Genomic DNA, 23,783 nt, shown 5'->3' with positions numbered 1-23,783 from the left:
TTATCTGTTTACCTTAAATGTTGACTGTATTGCCTCACCTAGCTGGTCAAACCGCTTAAAATACGTATCTTGCTCCTGACTATTTTCAAATGGAATATATGGACTTTCTCCAGGCTCTTCCTTTGCATAGACTAACCCATTACTTTCTTCATGTAATAAACTGTGAAAACCATAACTGAAATAGTCATCCCATGCTTCTCTTGTGAACCTTTCAATGGCTGAGAGGAAGACTTTATCTTGATGCTCTGTTTCATCTAGGTAGTAAAACACAACCGATTCTACCTCATACCCACCAGACTCACGTTTGATCTCTTCAATGATTATATCGTTATAGAAATCATTAGGCAGCTCCAAGCTAATCCCTAGCCGTGAACTAGTATACAATGTACTTTCTGCTCTACCGTTACTTGTTTGGCTTCCATCAATGACTTCAATAATAAATGTAGGCTCAGGTGAACCAAACGAATAATCATAGTTTCTTGATTCTAATACGATGTGATACCAACCTGGCTCATGTAACGTAACGCTGTTCCACGTGTACCAGTAGTTCACATGAGCTAAACTCATTGTTGAGGCATCCCCAATATAAAGACCCAATTCTCCGCCATCAAATTGATCTTTTGCTTTTTGGTCAGCAGGAACTACCGCAATCGTTTCTCCTTTATTAACCGTTACTCTTTGCTCGTTTGCTGCAATCACTCTTCCTGAATCGCGAACAGTGAACAGGAGCTCTTTTGAATCAGCTGGTGCTAATTCGCTTCTTGGGATGTGGTCAGTTGTAAATTGTTGACCTTGAAACTGAAGTGTAAATTGGCCTTGTGGATTAACAATGACAAATGCATTATCCTCAATATCAAACTTTCCATCCCTGAAGTTTTCCGCTGACCAACGCAACGATCCTAAACCAGCATAGTCGAGAGACAATACTTCAATTTGGTGATGTCCACTAGAACCTCCAAAATTATAGGCAAATCCAATCAATGCATTTGTTGGATTTGGATTTGTCACCAATAACTCTCCAAATAAGTAGTTGTCAAACTCTTCGTAGAGTTCAAAAGGTGAGGATTCCCATACCCTCTGCCACTTCTCAGTTCGCCTATCATATGAAACAATTGCAATCTCTAAATCAATAAACCACTCATCAGATTGAGTTGCAGCAAGCGCCAGCACAGTATAGTCAACAAAACCAAATGAGATGGTCTTTTGATCAAGGACTTCCGTGCCAGGGTAAAGCGTGGAAACTTCTTGATCGGAAATCTCAGGTGCCTCTTTGTATAATAAATTTTCCACCTTTGTTACCGCTGAAAGCTGCTCAATGTACATTTCATCATCTGTTAATTCAAACAGATACAAATAAAACGAGTACGCAGTTTCATCTATTATTAAGGCTTTTTCCGCAAGTTCAACAGCTAAGTCTGTTTCCTCTGCTTCTTGGTAAAATTGAACTAAATCTTTTAAAACCGTAATATCCTCTATTTCACCTATGTTTAACCCTGCAAGCAGCTCTGTTGCTTTTTCAGCGTGATCGAGCTTCAATTCTGCTAATGCAGTAAGCGTAATGGCCTTTACATTTCCTTGTACAACTTCTACATCCTCAAAAATAGCGACAACTTCTTCGTACTGTTCCAAATGGAATTTCGCGATTTGCTTCCAAATAGCACCCGCTGCCATTCCCTCTGCCAAAACGCTATCTCCTAATCTTGCTAACTCTTCCCAATTGCCGTTAAAAAGCTGTTCTATGATCTCGTAACCTAGATAATAGCTTGGATCTAAGCTGTGAGCATCCTTAATATAGCTAATTGCTGATTCTCTATCTCCTATGCTTTCATAAGCTTCAGCTACTAAAAGGTAAGGAGCTGGATTCTCAGGATCTTGGTTAATAGCTTCTTCTAGCACAGCAATCATATCTGCCACGTCATCATTGCTATAGTAAAGGTTAGAAAGACCTATGTAGGCTTGTAAATACCTACTGTCTTCATCAATAATTTCCTGATACAATTCAATTGCTTCTTCGTTCTTTTCCTGAACTTCATACACTTCAGCTAAATGAACACGCAAGGAATTCTTATCATCTACCGCCTTGATCCCTTCTTCAATTATGGTCTCAGCTTCGGCAGGATTGCCTTGTATCACAAAGATATTCGAAATACCTTTATAGGCTTCTTCTACTTTCTTATCAATCTCAATAATGTCTTGATAAACTAATAAAGCCTCTTCATAGTTTTCCTCGAGTAAGTATTTCGTACCGAGTGCTAATTTCTCTTGAATCATTTCACTCGATACTTGTTTGCTACAGCCTCCTATGAAAATAAGAAGGGCCGCTACAACGTACCAAAGCCTTTTCATTAACTCACATTCCTCTCCACCTAGTATCTAATTTCGATGTATAACTGGCGCATCGCTGAATCGTCCTCGCCATTCGTTAATCGTTTCTGGAAGTTGACCTTGATATGCTAGATCATTTGTATGATAAATGACCCCCTCTTCAGCAAGCACAGCTGACCAGAACTGCCCCTCATCATCGTACATGATGATCGCTTCCATCAAAGTGAAGAGACCTCTTACCCCACCAGAAACGACCGTTGCATTAAAATTGTCTAAGTTCTCACCATCTGGATAAACCAAATGCATTCGTTCTACGTATAGCTGGTAGTCCTCTCCAACTAAAGACATGAAGAGGGCATCTAGTTCTTCAGAAGGAAACACCCCTAACTCAACGAGGTTAGTTGTAGCTTCTACAGGATTTCTAAAATACTCCCCAAAAAAGTAAGCACCTAGCCCTGCATACATTAAGCACTCCTGGCTCGATTCAACATCAATTGATTCCCCCAGCAAGCTAAAGTCGATCCGGCACCCTTCCTGATCTACATATACAGCATGATCCCCATTGATTTGAGCAATCCCATCTAAATAGCCAACATTTGCCCCATTGCTAACATGAAATTCAAATGAAAAGCTCTCTGAGTCTACCTGATGAATGTCTAAAATCCCTCTTGTATGCTCCCCTGGACGGGTCCACTCTCCTTCTAAATTGGTTTGATCGCCTACTTCAATAATAAATGTCGGTTCAAACGCACTAGCCATGTCAGTTGATTCATCTAATACGACATAATATATACCTGCATGCGGGAAACGAATCGTATTAATGTACTTGAAATGAAACAGATCTGAAAGACTTGTTGCAGTGGTATTTCCATAAAATGATTGAACCGTCCCATTATCAAACAGTGTCTTCGTATGTTGGTCAGCAGGAACAAAAGCAACGGAATCGCCAACTTCGATTCTTATTACTTCACCTTCTGCTGCAACCACTTCCCCCGTCTCATTAACTTTGAAGAAAACTTCCTCTGCCTCTGAATATGTCAGCGAACTCCGTGGTGTCTCTGTTACGGTCACCTGATCATACCGGAAGTCAAAGTAAAAGCGATCTCCATTTGTTTTCATGACCGCGTGCGTCTTTGTTTCCTCTTCTTTCACAAAAAGGAATTCTTGATTAAAATAAATGCTTTCAAACTCGTTTGAACCCCACTCTTGAACCCACCGGTTTCCTACATAATCATATTTCACCACTGCGAGCTTTACCGAGTTTTCTATCGGATTCTCATGATTCCCCTTTCTCAATCCAACTACTGCATACGTGCTGTAGCCAAAATCGATTTCATGACTCTCAAGTAATTCCCATTCAGGATAAATGGCTGACATAGACTCTTGATTTATAACAGGCAATTCCACTAGTAACAGCTGATCAATTTGATAACGGGATACTAGTTGCTGATAATACAGCTCATCCCCTGTTAGCCCGTAAAGGTGTAAATAAACAGAATAGACGTGTGGTTTTTTCAACAGGACATCTTCAGCTATTTCAATCGCCTTTTCTACATTTTCAACAGCTTCATAATAGGCAATTAACTTATTTAAAAGTAGGAGATGATCTCCTTCATCCAGATCAAGCGATTCAATCATTTCCTTTGCCTTTTCTGGCTGGTCCGTATACTGATAAGCCAAAGCAGTTATACTACGCACCATCTTGTTCTCTATCCCTTCGACATTTTCGAAAATTTCAATCAATTCATCGAAATATTCTAGCTTATACAATCCATACAGACGGAGCAGGTTTCCAAGCTGATCATCATTCCTGTCAAGGAGAGACTCCCCTTCAGACACAAGCTCCCACCACATACCGCCATAGGCTGCATCTATGCTAGTAAAGACCTCATTGTTATTAGGGTTGAATTCTAACGCTTGTTTGCTATATTTACGAGCTTGCTCAACATCTCCTACATTCATATGTATATCTGCCAACGTTACATAACGAGCAGCATGGTCGCCGCCAAAGTTTTCTTCATCTTCAAAAAAAGATACCAACCCTTCTATATCGTCTTGTTTTACATAAAGATCGGCTAAACCTTGATAAGCGCTACGGTCATGATCGGTTTCAATTAAAGTAATATATACTTGTTTTGCTTCTTCATACTTTTCTTGAACCTTAAACACTTCAGCTAATTGATTACGAAGTTCATGATCTTGATCTACTGCTTCTATTCCTTTATGTAAAATATCCTCAGATTGGGTAAAATCTCCTTTTAGAGCGTACGCCCTCGAGATTCCTTTATAAGCTTCTGTTACATTTTGATCAATTTTAATTAATTCTTCATAAGCCAAAATAGCTTCTTCATAATTCTCTTCTAATAAATACTTTGCCCCTAGTGCCAACTTATCTTGAATCTCTTCACTTGAAGCCACCGACCTACATGCAGCTAGCAGCAAAATGCTGCAAACTACTATCCATTTCTTTAATCTACTTCTCCCCATGAACTTCCCCTTTCTTAGAGCTTTAAAATAAGCATTAGAAAAAAGATGGACTATTGAATTTCTTAATTCAATAGTCTATTACCTTTTTAATTAATCCAGCCTTTTTCCCTCAATTCAGTTATTCGTTCCTGGGCAACACTCACTTCTCCAGGATTATCATTAATGTCAATTGTTTTCTGAAAATGCGTATGTGCTAGATTGTATTCTTGCTTCTTTAACAAAAATAAACCATAGACTAAGTTACCTCGTGAGTGATTTTCATTCTGTTCAAGTGCCCTTTTATAATACTCTTCTGCTTGCTGCATTTTATTGAGTTTGTCATAAAGGATCCCTTGATTAATCAAGACATTAATATCATTAATTCCTAAATCTAGTAACTTACTAAAAGAAGCCGTCGCTGATTCAAACATGACCTGAGCTTGATTATCTTGATTTCTATTTTCTAAATAAAGACCAAAATCATAATAAGTTTGCCCAGATAAATTCAGAACAGTGATATTATTAGGATCCAATTGTTCGGTATTCACTAACAGTTCAATAGCCTTTTGATAATACTCTTCCGTATTTTCCGCATTGCCTTGTCTGATCATTCGTAAATAGACGTTCGCAAGACTCATCATAAATCTAGTATTTCCCGACTCTAATTGGTTCGCTCTGATCAACTCAGCAAGGGCCTCATCATACCTTTGTTGGATAATCATTAGTTCCCCTTTAACATAATGAGAAACATGATCAGTATCGTTTTCCGCTGTTAGTTGTGCAAGGATCTCCTCAGCTTTATCGTAATCACTGACTCTCCCATAACTTACGGCAAGATCACGATAAACATTTACTAGATTGTTCCCTAAGCTGCCTGTATTGTCTTTTAACGCTTCATTAAAATACCAAATTGATTTTTCATAATCACCAAGGTTAAAGAAGGCTGTTCCCATGAGATAATGGACTTCATTGTTATCCTGAAGAATCCCTTCATTTATCACTTTGGCTTGCAAATATTCCGTTACTCTTTCATTTTCATTTCTCGCAAGAAATACTTTTGCTTGATTTAAAAACAACTCACCTGTTTCATTAAGCTCTTGTGCATTTAAAAATGCTTCTTCAGCTGCGTCGTAATTTTCCTCATTATAATAATTAAATCCTTCCTCAAGATACGCTTGGTATTGCTCTGCTTTTTCAGATGCTTGCAGCAACATGACCTCATTCACGGCAAAAGCACCACCCAAAATACCAATAGACACTCCAGCAATAATCAGTTTTCGTTTTAAGCGGCTCTGCTTGTATGCCTTATTCAGTTTATGAATGTTCTCAAGCGCATCAAGAAGTTCCTCAGCAGATTGATAACGATCTTCTGGGTCATTGCGAGTACATTTTAATAATATCGTTTCTATGCCTTCTGAAAGGTTTTTATTTAACTGCCTTACTGGTACAAGCTCATAGGGTGGTTCATTAGGTCCTTTTCCTGTAATAGCATGGTACAACGTCACACCGAGTGAATAAATATCGGTACGAGCATCCGTTTGATTCGTACCGTACTGTTCAGGGGCTGCATACCCTTTAGTTCCAATCAGCGTGGTATCCGTACTTTGTCCTTCCTTGTACTCCCTAGCAACCCCAAAGTCTATTAATCTAGCATTCATTTCCGTGTCAATGATAATATTTCCTGGCTTCATATCACGGTAAATAATGGCTGGATTCATATTGTGAAGGTAGATTAAGATATCACAGAGTTGTTTAGCCCACTTAATAATATTACTCTCTGTACACCAGTCAGAATCTTTAATTAGGTCTTGTAACGTCTCTCCTTCAAAATAATCTTCAACGATATATAAATACTGTCCTTCATGAATAATATCAACAATACGAGGCAGGTTGGGATGGTTTAGCTTCTTCAACATCTCTGGCTCTGCCAAGAGATTGACTTCCGTGTTATATGATAAATCGATCGCCTTGATCGCCCAAAGGTTTCCAACCTTCATGTTTTCAGCTAAGAAAACACTCCCCATTCCACCTTTTCCCAATATCTCAATAATCCTATATTTCCCATCTAATACTTCATTGATTTTAATCATTTGTTATTACCCTTTCTTACGCCGTTTGTCGATTTTTGATCCGATTCCTTAGTAAGAAGCTCTGTTTCAAAACCTTTAGTTAATAATTCCGTTTCGTATGCCTCTGTTTTCTTCTCCTTTACACGGTGTTTATCTTCTTCATCCTGAAGAAGCTCCGTTTCTAAAGAAGGGGTTCGTAATTCTGTTGTGTTGTCCTTCAAAAGTTCCGTTTTTAATAACTCCGTCTCTCCTTGCGTTCCCAGCAATTCCGTTTCGTCTCCTGTTTTTAACAGCTCCGTCTCTCCTTGGGTGCCCAACAGTTCCGTTTCATCTCCCGCTCTTAACAACTCCGTCTCTCTTTGGGTGCCCAGCAGTTCCGTTTCGTCTCCTGCTCTTAACAACTCCGTCTCTCTTTGGGTACCCAGCAGTTCCGTTTCGTCTCCTGTTTTTAACAACTCCGTTTGTTTTTTCTCGGTAACGTACCTTTTTGTTTCTGCCATCTTCAGCTCAAGGTCATTTTCCTTCTTAGTGGATGGCGATTTTGCCTTCTGTTGTTCGATTTCAGCCAGTCTTGATAACGCTTCTTTCTTCTTTAGCATCACTCTAATCACCACGAATAACAAAACTGCATTACAAATTAAAAATACTATAATACCAATGCCTAACAAATATAAGCCGTTAGAATACAGCCAAAGGTCATTCACTTTTCAACCTCTCCTTCACTAAAACACTTTACCTATGGCGAAAATGCTTTTATTTCTTGTTCACTGCCATGTATAGAGTCCCAGGCAAGTTCCTCACCAATCCGAACATGATAGGACTCAAAATAATTCTCCTCTGTCTTTACCGTCGCAAGTAAGTGGTTTCTCGTCTCACTCCATTTAAGATCTGTAATTTCACCTTCAACTTTAGATTCATGGCTGACAAACATATGATTCAGATCATAGATAAAAAGTGTTGAATCCCTTGGGCCTTCCTTTGACACGATTGCTAATCTCCTAGCATCCGCTGATACTTTGTACATTGGCTCAGTTACAGAATGATCTACTTCAAACAACGCTCTTGATGAAACATCATAAATACCTAATTGCCCTTCTCGTTCAATAATGAGCATTGTCGTATCAGCTACCTTTTCCATACCTGTTGTATCAGCAAGAAGCTGTTTCTCAGTAGTCATTTCTGTAGACATGTCAACCTTTACAATAGTTTGATCAGTCCAGATAACATATGCATTTATATCATGTAGAAAAAAAGCATCTTGGAAGTCTCCCGTTATCTCAACTTTCACTTCTTTCTCTTCATTTGAACTATAAATATAGTATTGGTCATCCCTTTTTAATAAGGCATAAAATGCTTCTTCTTCCGCATCAATAGCCCCATGTAAAGCAACACCATCATAAGTATGCTGTTTCTTCATTCCATCCTCTTTGTACAAGCCAAGCATCGATCCTCGAGTAATTAAAAGATACTGATGTAACACATCCATATCTAAAACAAAAAAACCTTCTTGATCACTATCTTTTAAGTCTTCAAGCATCTTTAACATAGTAACGTCTTTTTCATCTAATATTTCTAAGATTTCTAAAGGAAAACGTAATGACTTTTGACTGATACTTATTTCCGTGCTCACTTGCTGACTTCTTAGGTCGACCATATTAAGTTCAAGGTCACCTTCTTTCGTAGCTATGTAAAATAGTTGATGATCATCGCGGTATATAGACTGTATAGAACCGTCTTGAGTAATAACAGGCTTATATGTAGAGGCATCCAATTGTCCTACAGCAATGGTCTCCCCATGTGGATGAACTTCGGTAATCATAAAATATTCTTTCCTTAGGACATAAATACCAAGGAAGATGAAAACAAAAGAAATAATCAAAGAAAGTCCATAAAATATTAGAAATTTCTTGTTCATAATAGACACATTTTTTTACCTCCCAAATAAATAAGAGAAACACATAATTTTTGATAATTTTATCGATTAACACATAAAATCTTACTATAATACTATGGATAAAACTAGTATTATAGTCATTAAATTCTAAGAAAAATTGGATTTTATTATTTAAAAAGTACTATGTATAGGAGTGGATTTTACTAAATGGAAATGGTAGTGGTGAGGGGATAAAAAAGCTCTTCAGTTCTTGAAGAGCTTTTTTATCTTATTTCGTTGATATCGTTTAAACTTCGCCTATGGAAATAAGTTTCTCCACATGCTTTTCCAGCCTTTTTTAACATTGGACTCCAAAGGCCGAATTAAAAGAACGGTCACGTTATCGGTTGCGCCTTCACGATTAGATAAGTCGACTAGATGATCACTTACCTGTTGTAAATCGTTATACTTTTGTTCTGAATGGGTGAGCAAGGTAACGATTGCCTCATTAGAAAAAAGCGTATAAAAGCCATCACTACATAAAAGAAATAGATCATTAGCCTTATAAGATCCTTCTTTAATAAAAGGCTCTACTTCATTCTCGATCCCTAGGCATTGCAACAATACATTCCTTCTTGGATGTGAGGCAGCTTGCTCTTTCGTTAGGAGACCTAATTTAACTTGCTGTTCCACCCAAGAATGATCTTCCGTTAGTTGTACAAGCTCAGACGTTTCACCTAGCGGAACTGTATCACTTTCAAGTGGATACGTACTATTATTATCTGAACATACTCTAGGAAGATCTTCATCAAACCTATAAATTCTACTATCACCAATATGACAAATTAGATATCGGTTTTGATAAAGGAACAACACGGACACCGTTGTTCCTAATTTACTTCCTTCTTTGTTGCCTATTCCAATTAACTTGTGATTCGTCTCATGCAATAGACTTTCAATTTCTTTGGCTATGCTCTTAAATGGACGTCGAAGCTTTAACATTGTGCGGATACGACGTTCCCACCAATCGTTAAGTTGATCAATAACGAGTTGGCTTGCAACATCCCCCGCTTGATAACCACCCATCCCATCAGCAACAATAACCAATGAAGCTTCACACCCATTAGAGTCACTGGCAATTTTCAACAAAGCATTATCTTCATTAATCTGTTTTACTGCGCCTTTATGAGTGGATAATCCATACTCCCAGGCTGCTTTTTTATTTGTCATCCGCACTATCCTAATTTAAATGTGTATTCAACTTTACCGATTTTAATGATGTCACTGTCTTTTACGTGTTGAACCGTATTAGCTGCGATCGGCTGTTGATTCAGTTTCGTTCCGTTTTTAGAACCCAAATCTTTGATTGCGTAATTGTCTCCTACTTTTAATACTTCTAAATGCAATCTAGAAATCCCGATAGAATCCTCAACATATTGAGTCCCTTCAGCTGTACGACCAATTACGAATGGCGTCTGATAAATGCGGACTGTTTCAACGTTTCCATTTCGTTGAACCTCAAAAAATGGCATTGGTACAGCTTTTGGCTCTTCATCCACTAATAACACAGTTGCATCTGACTGCGGATCCGGGTCTGAAAGCAAGGTCGTTTCATTGCCAAGATTTTTAAAATAAGCATCACTGTCAACAGCTGCAGCTGATTGTTGTTGGGACTTTTCATTGTACTGATGTGATCCTCCATTTTGGTCAACAGCGTTAGGAGTGACTTCCTTGCTCTTTGAAGTAGCTGCCGGCTGTGGCTTATTCTGTTGTTTTTTGGCTCTTACTTTTGGATTAACTGCCTTTTTAGCAGGTTTCTTTTCATCTTTAACTGTTGTCGTAACAACTTTATTTGCTTTTTGTGGACGTACTTTCATGAAGAAGTAAGCTATTGCCACGACTAACACACTAAGTCCGACACAAATGTAAAGCATCCCTTCACTCGGCATGACTTCGTACATCTTCCATGTACCAGCAATTGCAAGAATAGAAAGAGCGAAGATAACAATCTTGTTTGGAGGCTTTGTTTCTTTAACTTCTGTTTCTTCTACTTCTTGTTTGCTAACTTTCGCCTTGGCCTTTGGTTTTTCTTTCGCTTTCGGACTTTCTGCAGCAGCTTTGCTTCTAGCAGAACCTCGTTTCACAGGATGTTTTTTCCTAGGTTTCGCAGGAGGACTTGACTCTTCGTTAGCTGCAGCCGGCTGCACGACTTCCGTTTTTTCTGGAGCAGAAGATACAGGTTGCTGCACAGGTTGTGCAGGTGCTGCTTGTGCTTGCGGTTTTTGTTGTGAAACAGGAGCACTAACTTGTGCAGTTGCACCTGAATTTTTACGTAATGTATTTAATTTTTTCTTCAACTCAGCTAATTTGAACTCAGGATGATTAATATAATTCATTAATTGTTGGACACCGTCACCTTGTAACTCCTGAATTTGTCCAACTAATTTAATCAATAAATCTCTCAATTCATCTTTTAACTGTGGCTTATTCGATACTTGATTAAGAGGCAAATACGTTAAATAAACGTCTCCGAAATCATTACCAATAAAAATAAAATCTTCATGAATGATATAATTTTGTTCATTTAACATGTACTCTTTACTATCTTCTATAGCAGAAACTACCTGATACAAGAAGTTATAATACTCACTAATGGTTAACTTCTTCTCCCTTAGCACCTGCGAAAGAATTCGCTTAGATGATAGGTTATAGTAAAGCTTCACATTAAAATCAATTTCTTCTACTTGTAATGGAAGAAGCTTTTCTATCGAGTTAGACTTTAGCATGTTAACCTGGATCGATGCTAGGTCATTGCTATGTAGTCCAAACTGACCATCACGTGACAAGATCATGAAGTGACCGTTTTGTTGGTCGATGTTGCAGTTCAAATCATAAATTGTGGTGCTCATCGTAACTCTCCTCTCCTATAGAAAATAATAGAATGTCATCATGACACCCGGTAACACCGCGTACATAAAAGGAAAGCGCACACTTTCCATTTTCTTGAATTCTTCTAAGCTTTTAAGGTCGCGTCGCAGTAACGAACCTACAAACCGGTAGCATGAATATGCCATTCGTTTTATCAAGTCTTTTCGGAACAACAAAATAAAAACTCCAATAAAACCTGCAAATACAATAGAATACATGATGGCATAAAGAGAAAAATGTAATCCCGCTATTGCCCCAATTGCAGCAAATAGTTTCACATCTCCTGCACCTAATGCTTTAAATACATACATGAGTAACAAGATGCCACCACTTACAACAAGACCCAGAATAGAGAACAGCAACCCATCGAACCCATTAAAGATCAGATGGTAGAGTAGCCCAGCGAGGACACCGCTCATAGTAAGCCAGTTTGGTATTTTGCTATTTTTCACATCTGTATAAAATGCGATGATGACAAACAATGCTAGTAAGTAATAATATAACTCCATGTGATAGCAAATCCTTTCTTATGATCCTAGCCAGACTCGTTCGTAAGCTTGTTTTTGTAAAGTGTATTCTCGATTTAGGAAAGGTATAGGGAGAACAAGTCTATATTCAGCAGTAATTAGAATGAATTTATTTCCATCTTCATTTAAAAGGTTGGGAAATTTTATAGGTGAAACGACGCTTACTGAACTTGCATCTATCAAGTTCATTCGATCAGCGTCCGCTAAATAACCTTGAACTATAGTTTCTAAAAATTGAGCTGTTACTCCATCTATTGCATCATCTCTTGCTTTAGCTAGTGGGTCTGCAATTAATTGATTGTAACCATCCTCACCTAATGTATTTATTAACTCATTTTCAATTTGATCTTTATTCTTACCCATGTCATCTTTTATTTGTTGATAATGATCACTTTTATTAAGGGCTTCTGTAGCCATTTTCCCACCCGTATCAATCACTCTATGAATAGGATAAGATTGAAGAGCAATTTGTTTTGCAGTTTCAGATACAGCCTTATTTAAAGCTATATCTGTCAAAGCAAAACGAATCATAAAAAGTAAAAACACCAAAAACATTATAAAAATTGGCATGAAGATAGCAGCTTCAAGCGTGATACCGCCATCTTCTTTTTTTCGAAAATTCATGTTTGAGCCACCTCTGAGGAATGGTCTATTTAGTGGAGAATCGGACAATTCCAATTCCTCCTGAAATCTAGTTACCTGGAATATGCCATCTTAGTTCGTTGACTGTTGTTGATAAACCATAACCAAAGACTAGTTCGTAGTATTCGGATGGGAAATGATTGAAAATAATTTGACCTGAAACTGTTTCTCCAGGGTTTATTTCACCATAAATATGCTCTACAAATTCATCGTAAACTGTAGAATTAAACATCGTCTCCTGATCATCAAATAAAGATGCTCTTGTGATATCTCCTCCATTTATTTCTGTTTCTCCATTGTTTTTAACAGAAATGTCAACTATAACAAATACTCCATTACTAGGAGTAAACTCCTCATATGACTCCAAGATTTGAGTAGAATGTGCAGTTATTTCTATTGAGCCTGCAGTTCCCTCTTGTACTCCTGTTTCTCCAAGGTTTAAGATATCATTTGTATTTTGAGCATTACTTTCCTGACTCTCTGATTGTGCTTCTGTTGATTGGCCTCCGCACGCTGATAATAAAATAAGTGATGCCGCGAAGATAAATCCTAAAATCTGTTTCATTTTCTTTTCACTCCTATTTATTAATAAGAAAAATAAGCTTCTTTATTAAATTCGTAACGATTGTTATTTACCTTACCGTCAATAACACTAACTACTTCCATGGCTTTTGCTATTTCCGGAATAAACCATAACTGTACTGATGTATCAACGGATCCGTGGGCGTACGTATAATTCTGGGTTAGGTCAATGCCTGACTTTTCATTTATAACAGACATCACTCTCATTAGACGATTGTCACCGCCAGGATTCATAAACAAAAACAATCGAACATAGTCATTGTAACCAAACTCTAATCTACCTGTTAAATTTTCACCAATTAGCTCTGCACTTCCTCCCCTTTGAAGACCATTCATATCTTCACTAGAATACTTTAGCGCATAGCCCAAAGCAGCAACAAACACTGCAATTGGATGCCCTGCTGCTCTAACCCATGGAACAGTAAACGCATCAATAAACCTCAATGCAAAACGAATTGCGAACAATTGACTGAGTGCAGCTGTATAATTGGCACCAACTTCAGGAAGACCATATAGAATATATTCTACTTCTCTATTTTCATATAAAAAGTCTTCTGCTTTTCCTCCTGGCTTTGCACTCTCAAAATTCATCAATATATACTCATTAATATATAGCTCATCACGGGCATCAAGCAGGAAATTTCCAATACCACTGAATAGAGCATCTACTAGACGCATTGCATCTTTAGAACTAGCAGTTGCATCTTCTCCAAAGTCTAATTCAGGTGAATCTCCAATATGTTTATTATTAGGATCATCTTCAAAATATCCATCCATCAAGTCATTGTCCTCAAGAAATCTCTGAAGTTCACCGATAGTTTTAGTCAGATCTTCATATATGGCTTTTTCTTCGTCATACTTATGCCTTAAACTATTAATATCTTCAGACGTATCTATACTTTGTTCCGCTTCACCATGCTTGCCATCATTATCAATAATTTCATAATCATCAAAATCAGACATATCTCCTTCTTCATAGTCTCGTCGATGTGTCTTCATATATTCAATCGCGGAGTCAACTGAAGATTTAGCACTAGGGAGTTGATCTTCTATTGATTTCTTTGCACTTGATAGATCACCTGAGATATCAGTGTTTAGACTGTTATTCACTGAAATTACACTTGTAATAGCGTTGTCCAAATGGTTACCTATTGTAGTAAAGAAACTAGTTTCATATTTATATTCATCTAGTTCTTTTGAGAGATCATCCAACGTTTTCTCTACATTGGCTAATTCGCCTTTATCTACCTCTGAAGATGGTTCCACCTTTTCAGATTCAAAAATTGCTCCCTCATAATTGTTGTTAGCGGTATTTCTACCTTTGCGTATCTCTTGTATTATCTTATCATTATTTTTCTTTGCTAAGTCTAACTTCCGTTTTGCATCTTGTAAATGGTCAAGAGCTGTTTTTGATTGAGAGCTAAGTTCATTCATTTTCTTTGCTGCGTTTGTTTCAAACCTTTTAATATTGCGATCTAACGCACTAATTTGGGTCTCCATGCTGTTGATCTGATCCTCTAGATCCTCTATTGCTTCCTCTAGCTCTTTAATTTCTTCCTCTTTTTCATCTTCTTTTTTCTTTTGTTCATCCTCATCTTCTTCGTTTATCTCTCTGTTCTTTACTTCTCTTAACTTATTTTCTTGTTGTCGTTTGTCCTGTTCTAGAGCATCCTTGAGACTTTCAAGGCTTTCTTTTTCTTTCTTAGCCTCTTCATACCTATTATAATTTGAAATAATGTCATTGAGGCTGTTTACAGTTGGGAATGATGCGCTGCTAGTTTTACTCAAGTCTTTTTGTATGACTTCTAACGCGTCTTGCGCTTTTACTAAGTGGTTAGGTCCTTCTAATGGTTCTTTTAGCTCTATAGGGAATCTAATATCGTCTAATTTTTGTTCTCGTTTATCAAAATCTTTTTCAATCTCACTAACCGTATTAATAAAAGTTGATGTTTCCTTCATCGCCTTTGAGATAAAGTTAAACTTTTCAAGAAGTTCTTTGATTATTTCGACAGGTGCCTTATACTTCATTTCCTCTAGGATTTGATGTCTAAGTATTTCAGGGTGGGCAAGTTCTCTATCTAAATCTAAATTAAAGTCTTCCACCTTAGGGTCAATAAACTGAAAGGCCCCACTATTATTGTTAAGAACAATACTCTCTTCTGAAAGATCTACTGTTTGTAAATTCGCTCTTAATATTTCCTCAAAATAGTCGACATCTTCTTTTTTTACACCAAAGAGTCCAAATTCTCTTAAATCTGAATCATACGAAGCCATTGCAGAACGTACGGCACTTTGAATCGCATATTCTGATTGTTTATCAGCCGCTAAAATTCTAGCGTAGTCAATTAACACCGCATTAAATAAAAAGATTGGCACGATAATAATTATGAAGAAGATTGAGACAGATCCTTTGACGTCGGATCTAAATTTATGTATGAACTTTTTCAAAATAAGACCCCTCCGTACGTCTACCCTTACAAGTTTTTATGTTTTTCTTTATCTTCACTTAATATAATTTTGAACCTCTTCTGCATAATGGTAGATAAAATCAGTCGTCCTAATTAGTTCAACTGGATCTTTAACAGAGGCGCTAGCAACAGCCTCTACTTCACTTTTGGCTATTAACCCAACAAATTGAGGTAAATTTAGATCTCTTTCTAACTTTACTGTCACTTTTCTATTGAAACCTATATTAGCAGGAGGGGTTATAGTCACTCTTGCACCTGGTATCAATTGCTCAGCATTTGTTTGTGCATTTGCTATTTTCACACCTTCAACAGAATCCAGTTCCATTCCCATCCTCTCAAGAAGCGATGCGCCAATTCGATTCGTACGCCAATATAATCCATCATTGTTATAACCTCTCATGGATGTATACTCATAAGGGGCAAAGTCCCCAGTTTCAAAATCTTTGAGGCTATTATCCCATGTTGAGGCCAAACGCTCTGCAATAACATGTGCTCGTTGGTAGAGAACAACCTTATCATAGAAATATAGACTAAATAAAATAAGTGCAATGGTAATAATAAAGATAATCGGAAAAACAAGGGAAGCTTCAAGTGTGAAACTTCCCTTATTGTCTTGTTTAAATTTCGTTAATAATCGTTTAACTTGAAGGCACATTATAGTCCTCTCCTAATAATTCAATTAATCAACCGACCCTGGAACGTCTACTGGGTCTGGATTAATACCACCAAGAATATTTTGTACCCACTCTGCAATAGTATTACCAAATAGCAAAGCTACTCCTACTAATACAGCAACGATTAATAGTATTTCAAGAGTCCCTAACCCTTCTTCATCTTTCCACAATTTTGTTAAAAATGTTTTTGCTTTCTTCATGTTCATTTCTCCTTTTTCATTTAATTTTTAGCCTAAAATTCTTAACGCAGGGTACGCTATAATTAGCAACACTGCAACAAAAACTAATACCATTGGGAAAACTAGCTTTGAAGAAGCTTCTTCACCTCGCGTTTTTGAAATGGCTTTTCTTTTTTCCCATAATTCTTTAGATAATTCTCTTAATGCTATGGAAAGTTCTCCGCCACCACGCTTATAGTTTAAAAGGATCGTAGTCGTAAGGACGGAAACCTCTTGGACACCGCAGCGTTTACTAAGTTCCTCCATCACTTTACCAAACGACTCCCCATTTCGTAGCTTGGTTACTGCTTCATTTAATTCTATATAAAGTGGATTTGGATCATCTGCTTTCATTGTTGTACAACGAATGATTGCATTTTGAACTGTCTCCCCAGCATTAACTAATAATGCTACTTTGCTCGCGAACTCTGGAAGCTCAAAGACGATATTTTGTTTTCTTTTCGTTGTCTTTTCTTCTAACTTCTTCACAAGGGCATAAGGAATAATAGCGGCAAAGATAATGGCAAATAGAAGAAACTTCTTATCACCGCCGCCCAATAATGCAAATATTCCCCCACCCAAAAGGCACAGCAAAACTACGGAAAGGATTTGCGCAATAAACATTTTTGTATAATGCTGAACTTGTTTCCCAGCATATAATACAGCTATTTTCTGCTGAAGAGATACTAATCTTCGCCCAGAAAGCTTCTCCATTATTTTAAGTTTATCTATCAATTTAAGAGAGGCCGGAGCCATAAACATTACTTGGAAATCTGCTTTGTTTTCTTCAATAAATTCACTGTATTCTTTACCTGCCATTACAAATAGCAGCAGGACAATAGATCCAATAATGGCTGTAAAAATAATTGCTTCAATCATATCCATCACACCTTAATGTTCATAATTCGCTGACTCACATAGAAGGCCAAACCGATAATTCCCAAACAAAAGGTCATTATGATTGGTCCAAAATCAGCCCAACGATATAATGGAGCCATGTATTCACCTGAAGTATATGACAATAAGGCAACCATTACTAAAGGTGCAAGACTTACCGCTCTAGATTCAAATTTCTTTTGTGCAACCATAACGGAGATTTCTTGTTGTATTTCAATCTTTTCACTAATCATATTCGACGTTCTTCTAATAACCTCAACCAAATCTCCACCAGTACGTTTACACGTTACAAACACATCTGTAAAGTTAGTAATATCATCAATACCAGCTCTCTCACTAAAATCTGCTATTGCATGTTCAATCGGCTCACGGTTAGCTACTCGTCGATTGATTCGCTCGAATTCTTTAATAATGTATGTATCCGGATCTGGATAAAGCAGCTCTAAATCTTTTGTCACTTCTAGGAAGGCATTCTCTATGGAACGACCTGCTACAAGGGAGGAAGATAATGAAAATAGCGCTTGTTGAAATTGACGGCTGAGTTCTGTTTTCCGTTTTTTTATTAGAATTTGCTTTTGAAACCTTGGGTATAGAAGGCCTAAAGCTGAAAATACAAGTGCGGCAATCAAGTTATTATAAAAAATAAATCCAATAGCAAAGAAGACTAAACCAGCTAGAGATGCATATAGGATAAACTCCTGCTTCTTCATTTCGTATACATTGTAATCAATGATCGAACTATTTCTTGGAGCTACGGAGGCTTCAACGTGTTCTTCCTCTACCTCCTCTACTTGTTCTGCTTTGTTCTTATTACGTTTGTCATACAATAAGAACGCAACAATTGTAATGATAACGGCACCGCCAGCAATTAATAGAATCTCTATTTTCATTCACCTCTTTGCAAAGAGTTATAGTTTAACTCCTGCCATTTTTAATTTCATATGATTTTGGAGTGTATTGCCTGTTGGTCTTAGTGAGCCAATCACCTTCCCATTTGGCTCCTCTCCTTCTTCAACAAACTCATATAGAGGATTTAAGACAACCTCTCCATTTTCAACTCCTAATACTTCACTAATTGCCACTACTTTTCTTGAGTGATCGCGGATTCGAGATAGATGAACCATAATGTCAATTGCGGAGCTGATTTGCTTACGAATTACTTCAACAGGAAGGTCCGCACCACTTAATACCATTGTTTCTAGACGGCTGATCATATCAATCGTTGAATTTGCATGTCCTGTAGAAAGAGAACCATCGTGACCTGTATTCATCGCCTGCAGCATATCCAATGCCTCTGCACCACGAACCTCCCCAACGACTACTCGGTTGGGACGCATCCGTAATGAGGCTTTGATAAGGTCTCTGATTGTAATCTCGCCTTTACCTTCCGTGTTAGCATTACGTGTTTCTAAGCTAACCAGATTGGGAACACTCTTGATTTGAAGTTCTGCAGAATCCTCAATCGTAATAATTCGCTCTTGCTTCGGAATGAAATTAGAAAGGACATTCAAAAATGTAGTCTTACCAGATCCCGTTCCTCCACCGATAAAGATGTTATATTTTGAAACAACTAAGTTTCTTAAAAATTCCGCAACATCAGGTTGTATCGCACCAAACCGAATTAAATCTTCCATCATTAATGGCTTTTCCGGGAATTTCCGAATCGTCATCGTTGGTCCTTTTAATGCAATAGGAGGGAGGACGATATTAACACGTGATCCATCTTTTAATCTTGCATCAACAATAGGAGAAGAAGCATTTACAGTGCGGTTAACTTTACCGACAATCATTTGAATAATATCCTCAAGCTTTTCAACACTTTCAAACTTTGCATCTGCTTGGAAGACTTCACCGTCTCGCTCGATGTAAATTTCTTCATGGCTATTAATCATAATCTCAGTAATTGATTTATCATCAATAAGTGGTTGAAGTACATCTAGTCCACGAAAAGCATTATATGTACGCTCTACAAGCCATTTCATTTTCGCAGCGGTCAGCTGATACTGTTTTGCATAGCTGAACACAAGCACTTCAATATGCTCTCGTAACTCTTCATCAGTCATATCTTGATCTTGATTCAACGTGTTACGAACTCTCTCAATTAAGTCTTTGGCAAGTTTTTCCTCAACCATTATGAGCACCTTCTTCTGTCTCAAAGTGAGTTCGATACAGTTTTAGCACGTACTCATTAAAAACGGGAATAGAAGATAGCTGCTTTCCATTCGTTACTTCTTTCCACTGCGGAACATAAGGTAAATAAGACGTAATTTTCAGGTTGAATTCATCAAGCAGTTCAGGGATCTGACCAGTATAGCGGTTCAGTACTAAACTAACCCTCTCATTGAAACTGCCATCCTGTAGAAATGAATGGAGTTCTTCAAGTAAATAACTTGTTTTATGAAAGCTTTGAATATCATTATTTAATAGCCAAAATACTTGATCGCTCTTCTTTAATGCCAATAAGGTCTTAGGATTCACTGTACTGTCTAAATCAATAACGATATAGTTGTAACTACCTGAGTCAACCAAATTTGTTAGAAGTAATTCTAGTTCTTCCTCAGAAAGATCTCTCATCTCTTCAGCACTTGGTAGCAAATTAAAGAAACTGATTCCAGTCTCATCATCTTGCACGGCCATCTCTTCAACTTTAGATGCCAATTGTTCGGAATTTGCTTTCAAGTAATAAAGCAATGGAGAAGAATTGTTTTCTTCCTCCGTTTCAAATAGTAGTGGAGTTGAGTTTACCAATTCTATATTCAAATAAAAAACGTGACTGTCTAGCTGAGCAATTTGTCTAGCAAGATTATAGGCAACCGTTGTTTTCCCTGTTCCTCCTGTAGCAGAAAAGACTGAGATAACTTTTGTACCCCCATCATGAACTACTTTTTTAGGTTCCTCACTATTTCGTTCATAATAGATTGTTAATACTTGAGATAAGAGGTTCTTAAGCGGCTGATATTTGAAGATCGTTTGGACGGAATCACCTTCAGTTGTTTGAGCTTGTTCAGACAAACCAATAACAACATCAACCCGAAGACCTTTCAACTCTTGTGGAAGCATACTAGTTGGTGCAAGCAGAATATTTGCGTGAGTATCACTTGATAAAAATTGTCCTAATCGTTCTTTTTGCGAGAATAATTTCAAATCAAACTTAGAGGAGTAGTCGGAATTGCGTATGTACGTTGCTAGTGATTCAATATAACTCGTATCTTGGTCCGCTATAACAATGCTAACTTTTTTCATGTGCACTCCCCCCTTAGAGCATTTCTGAGATTCATTAAATAATTTCCATTAACTTTAGGACTCCACCTAATATGCAGACTACCGAAATAACAGTCAATAAAATGACTATCCTCATATGTTTGTTATCCACTATATTCCTCCAAATGTACTAGTATTCCTACTATTATAATAATAATTCTGTCACAAAATGTCACGACATTTTTACACATTTATCCCACTTTTACCATTTACAGTGTAATTTTTCTGAAAAAAATTCAAAAAATCACATAATACCGTTCAAATTATCAAAAAAAGTTACTGAGACCATCTTTAAGATGGCCTCAGCTACCTAATTTTCCTAGTAGGAACGACCTACAAACCTAATAGTCATTTATTTATTTATTCTTCTTCCTCTTCTTCCTCTTCTTCTTCTATAATAGCTTCCTCAGTTGAGTCTTCTTGAGGATTTACTTCTTCAACCTCATCAATGATCTCTTTTTCAGTTATTTCTTCTTGAGTTGGCTCCTCTTCAATGACTTCTTCTTCTGTCACCTCTTCTTGAGTTGGCTCCTCTTCAATGACTTCTTCTTCTGTCACCTCTTCTTGAGTTGGCTCCTCTTCAATGACTTCTTCTTCTGTCACCGCTTCTTGAGTTGGCTCCTCTTCGATAACTACTTCTTCTTTATAAGGTGTTTTCTCTTGTTCGAAGTTTACCGTGATAGAAGTGTAAGATGGTTGATCATAACCGAAACTTGGGAACGATTCATTATTACCTAGAATATTTTCAGCAGGTAAATTAGGTGTCGTACCTACAACTTTTACTAAATTGGTTGCATAAAGTCCTTCTTCAAAACCTGGATACCCATTAACTCTTACCTTAACTATATTGTTTAGAGGCACACTATTGTTATTATTTAATGCTTTAGTTGTAAACGTATTGTTATTTAAATCCACACTAAATTCATACGTTTCACCCACTCCTGGAGGAGGCACAATAAATGTTACACCTTTTACTAACTCATCAATTGTGTAAGTTTTTTTGTATGTTTGACTAGTGATTTCCCAAATAGTGATACTTTCAGCTTTGGACAAATCAATCTTCGCTGTTTTATCAGCTTTAAAAGGTTCATGTTTAACAGCGACGCCAGATGCTTGCAACACTTCTATAGAAGCTTGTAAAGAATCATCCATTTCAACATTTCTTATATCAAGAGTAGCTAGGTTCGTTAATTTTTCTAAACCTTTAATTTGGTTAGTACTATTATTCCTTAAGTCCACGTTCTTAAGGGACTTTATATTAAGTAATGGATTGACATCTGTAATCTGGTTTGAACTCACAATTAAACTTTCTAGTTGTTTCGCATACTGTAAACCTATTAAATCCTTTATTTCTTTCCCATTAACATCTAACTTCTTTAATGACGTTAAATCTGATTCGGTAATAGGCCCTTGTTGCTTATTAAGACTCGCTCTAACTTGTCGTTCTAAGTTTGAATCCACAAAGCTTACTGCCACTACATTCTCCTCAGGCTCTGGAGCCGGTTGCGGTTGTGGCTCTGGTTGCGGTTGTGGCTCTGGTTGCGGCTCTGGCTCTGGTTGTGGCTGCGGATCCGGTTGTGGAGCCGCTGGCCTTGGTGTTGGCTCGGTTTGTACTGGTTGTTCTACAGTCGTTTCATTGTTTTCAGTCTGTCTTTCAGAATTTCGAGATTGTCTTTGAGCAACAGGGTAAAGTTCAACAGTTGTATGCTCTTCTTCAACCTCTTCTTCTGTAACAAACAGATGCGATACATCAAAATTCAATGCTCTAAGCATATCCAGGTACTTTTCATCACCTGTTAGCTCATATAGCAACACGTAAAAGTCATAGGCATACTCATCAATTTCAAGAGCTCTTTCTGCTAACAAGATAGCTTGATCAATATCGCCAGTTTCTTGAAAGTAAACTACTAAATCTTTTAATAGGTTAGGATGGTCTACTTCATCGATCTTAATATAGCCAATTAATTCTGCAGCTTTTTCTTCATCACCTAAGTTAAAGTAAGCTAAAGCCGTTAATACGACTACTTTTTCACTATCTGTATTCTCTGCCATTTGCTCGTAGAGGGCTATCGCCTCTTCATATTGGCCTGTGTTGTATAACCCGTAAAAACTCAGCATGAATCCAACTGTATTATTTGGATCTTCATCAAGAATTTTTTGACCTTCTGCTAATAAAGATTCCCAGTCATCTTCGAACACCACTTCTAATAGAACAAAGGCATCAAAATGATTTGCATCAATTTCTAATGATTTAACTAAAAGTTGTAACACCTTTTCACCTTGATTGTTCTTCACATAAGCATCTGCTAATAATGTGTAGTGGTTCGGTTTTTCAGTATTCCTTTCAACAAGGACCTCAAGAATATTTATTAGCTTTTCCGTATCATCTTGTCCTCTGTAAATAGTAATTAGATTTTCGTATGCTAAATCATACTCGTCATCTTCTTCCAATACAGCTAATAATAATTCTTCAGCTTCTACGTATCTTTCGCTTGAAATATAATATGTAGATAGATGTACTCTTAAATTATTCTTATTATCTACTGCTTCAATACCATTTTTTAACGTTTCTTCTGCTAAATCTCCGTTACCAATATGTACGTATACATCGGATAACCCTAAATATGCTCTTTCCACTTTAGGATCAATCTCAATAATCTCTTGATATACAAGGATTGCTTCTTCAAAATTCTCTTCAAGTAAGTATTTTTCTGCCAATGCTAGTTTTTCTTCTATTTCATCCGCAAGTGACTGATTTGTACAGCCAGCGACTGCAAAAAGAAGAATAAATAGCAAATAAAACTTTTTGCCCATTCTAAAGGCTCCTCTCCTGATATTTAATTGTTAAATAGT

The 23,783-nt window shown here is 37.2% G+C and carries 18 protein-coding genes; all 18 read right to left on the bottom strand.

The window, feature by feature from the left end:
* Complete coding sequence (locus MF646_RS12900; RefSeq protein ID WP_250096917.1) at positions 1-2,346, bottom strand: tetratricopeptide repeat protein; 2,346 nt, start codon at positions 2,344-2,346, stop codon at positions 1-3.
* A 27-nt stretch (positions 2,347-2,373) separates the two neighbouring features.
* Positions 2,374-4,812 (bottom strand): tetratricopeptide repeat protein, encoded by a 2,439-nt coding sequence (locus MF646_RS12895; RefSeq protein WP_250096916.1) that lies wholly within the window; start codon positions 4,810-4,812, stop codon positions 2,374-2,376.
* An 86-nt stretch (positions 4,813-4,898) separates the two neighbouring features.
* Positions 4,899-6,881, bottom strand: coding sequence for a serine/threonine-protein kinase (locus MF646_RS12890; RefSeq protein WP_250096915.1), 1,983 nt, complete (start codon positions 6,879-6,881; stop codon positions 4,899-4,901).
* On the bottom strand, positions 6,878-7,564 hold the full coding sequence (locus tag MF646_RS12885; protein WP_250096914.1) for a glutamate-rich protein 5: 687 nt from the start codon (positions 7,562-7,564) through the stop codon (positions 6,878-6,880). Before MF646_RS12885 ends, MF646_RS12890 begins: the two co-directional genes overlap by 4 nt.
* 32 nt (positions 7,565-7,596) lie before the next feature.
* Positions 7,597-8,784, bottom strand: a complete 1,188-nt coding sequence (locus tag MF646_RS12880) for a hypothetical protein (RefSeq protein ID WP_250096913.1) — start codon at positions 8,782-8,784, stop codon at positions 7,597-7,599.
* A 267-nt stretch (positions 8,785-9,051) separates the two neighbouring features.
* On the bottom strand, positions 9,052-9,963 hold the full coding sequence (locus MF646_RS12875; RefSeq protein WP_250096912.1) for a PP2C family protein-serine/threonine phosphatase: 912 nt from the start codon (positions 9,961-9,963) through the stop codon (positions 9,052-9,054).
* Positions 9,964-9,968: 5 nt separating this feature from the next.
* The gene (locus tag MF646_RS12870; RefSeq protein WP_250096911.1) at positions 9,969-11,642 is read right to left on the bottom strand and encodes a DUF6382 domain-containing protein; all 1,674 of its coding nucleotides are present in this window, start codon (positions 11,640-11,642) and stop codon (positions 9,969-9,971) included.
* A gap of 15 nt (positions 11,643-11,657) precedes the next feature.
* On the bottom strand, positions 11,658-12,170 hold the full coding sequence (locus tag MF646_RS12865; protein WP_250096910.1) for an A24 family peptidase: 513 nt from the start codon (positions 12,168-12,170) through the stop codon (positions 11,658-11,660).
* Positions 12,171-12,188: 18 nt separating this feature from the next.
* The gene (locus tag MF646_RS12860; protein ID WP_250096909.1) at positions 12,189-12,812 is read right to left on the bottom strand and encodes a TadE/TadG family type IV pilus assembly protein; all 624 of its coding nucleotides are present in this window, start codon (positions 12,810-12,812) and stop codon (positions 12,189-12,191) included.
* A 67-nt stretch (positions 12,813-12,879) separates the two neighbouring features.
* A complete protein-coding gene (locus tag MF646_RS12855) occupies positions 12,880-13,395 on the bottom strand; it encodes a DUF4352 domain-containing protein (RefSeq protein WP_250096908.1) in 516 nt (171 codons plus the stop codon).
* 20 nt (positions 13,396-13,415) lie between these two features.
* A complete protein-coding gene (locus MF646_RS12850) occupies positions 13,416-15,860 on the bottom strand; it encodes a hypothetical protein (protein WP_250096907.1) in 2,445 nt (814 codons plus the stop codon).
* A 54-nt stretch (positions 15,861-15,914) separates the two neighbouring features.
* Complete coding sequence (locus MF646_RS12845; protein WP_250096906.1) at positions 15,915-16,535, bottom strand: TadE/TadG family type IV pilus assembly protein; 621 nt, start codon at positions 16,533-16,535, stop codon at positions 15,915-15,917.
* A gap of 24 nt (positions 16,536-16,559) precedes the next feature.
* Positions 16,560-16,754, bottom strand: a complete 195-nt coding sequence (locus MF646_RS12840; RefSeq protein WP_250096905.1) for a Flp1 family type IVb pilin — start codon at positions 16,752-16,754, stop codon at positions 16,560-16,562.
* A 27-nt stretch (positions 16,755-16,781) separates the two neighbouring features.
* Positions 16,782-17,651: a type II secretion system F family protein gene (locus MF646_RS12835; RefSeq protein ID WP_250096904.1), complete on the bottom strand. Its 870-nt coding sequence runs from the start codon at positions 17,649-17,651 to the stop codon at positions 16,782-16,784.
* A 5-nt stretch (positions 17,652-17,656) separates the two neighbouring features.
* Entirely contained in the window at positions 17,657-18,559 is a 903-nt protein-coding gene (locus tag MF646_RS12830) for a type II secretion system F family protein (RefSeq protein WP_250096903.1), read from the bottom strand.
* An 18-nt stretch (positions 18,560-18,577) separates the two neighbouring features.
* Complete coding sequence (locus tag MF646_RS12825; RefSeq protein WP_250096902.1) at positions 18,578-19,801, bottom strand: TadA family conjugal transfer-associated ATPase; 1,224 nt, start codon at positions 19,799-19,801, stop codon at positions 18,578-18,580.
* A complete protein-coding gene (locus tag MF646_RS12820) occupies positions 19,794-20,912 on the bottom strand; it encodes an AAA family ATPase (RefSeq protein ID WP_250096901.1) in 1,119 nt (372 codons plus the stop codon). Before MF646_RS12820 ends, MF646_RS12825 begins: the two co-directional genes overlap by 8 nt.
* A 378-nt stretch (positions 20,913-21,290) precedes the next feature.
* Positions 21,291-23,744, bottom strand: coding sequence for a tetratricopeptide repeat protein (locus tag MF646_RS12815; RefSeq protein ID WP_250096900.1), 2,454 nt, complete (start codon positions 23,742-23,744; stop codon positions 21,291-21,293).
* Positions 23,745-23,783 lie beyond the last annotated feature (39 nt).

The organism is Halalkalibacter alkaliphilus (assembly GCF_023555415.1).
Lineage (GTDB): Bacteria > Bacillota > Bacilli > Bacillales > Bacillaceae_D > Halalkalibacter > Halalkalibacter alkaliphilus.
Note: the sequence above shows the minus strand (reverse complement) of the source record. Positions and strands in the feature narration are given on the sequence as shown.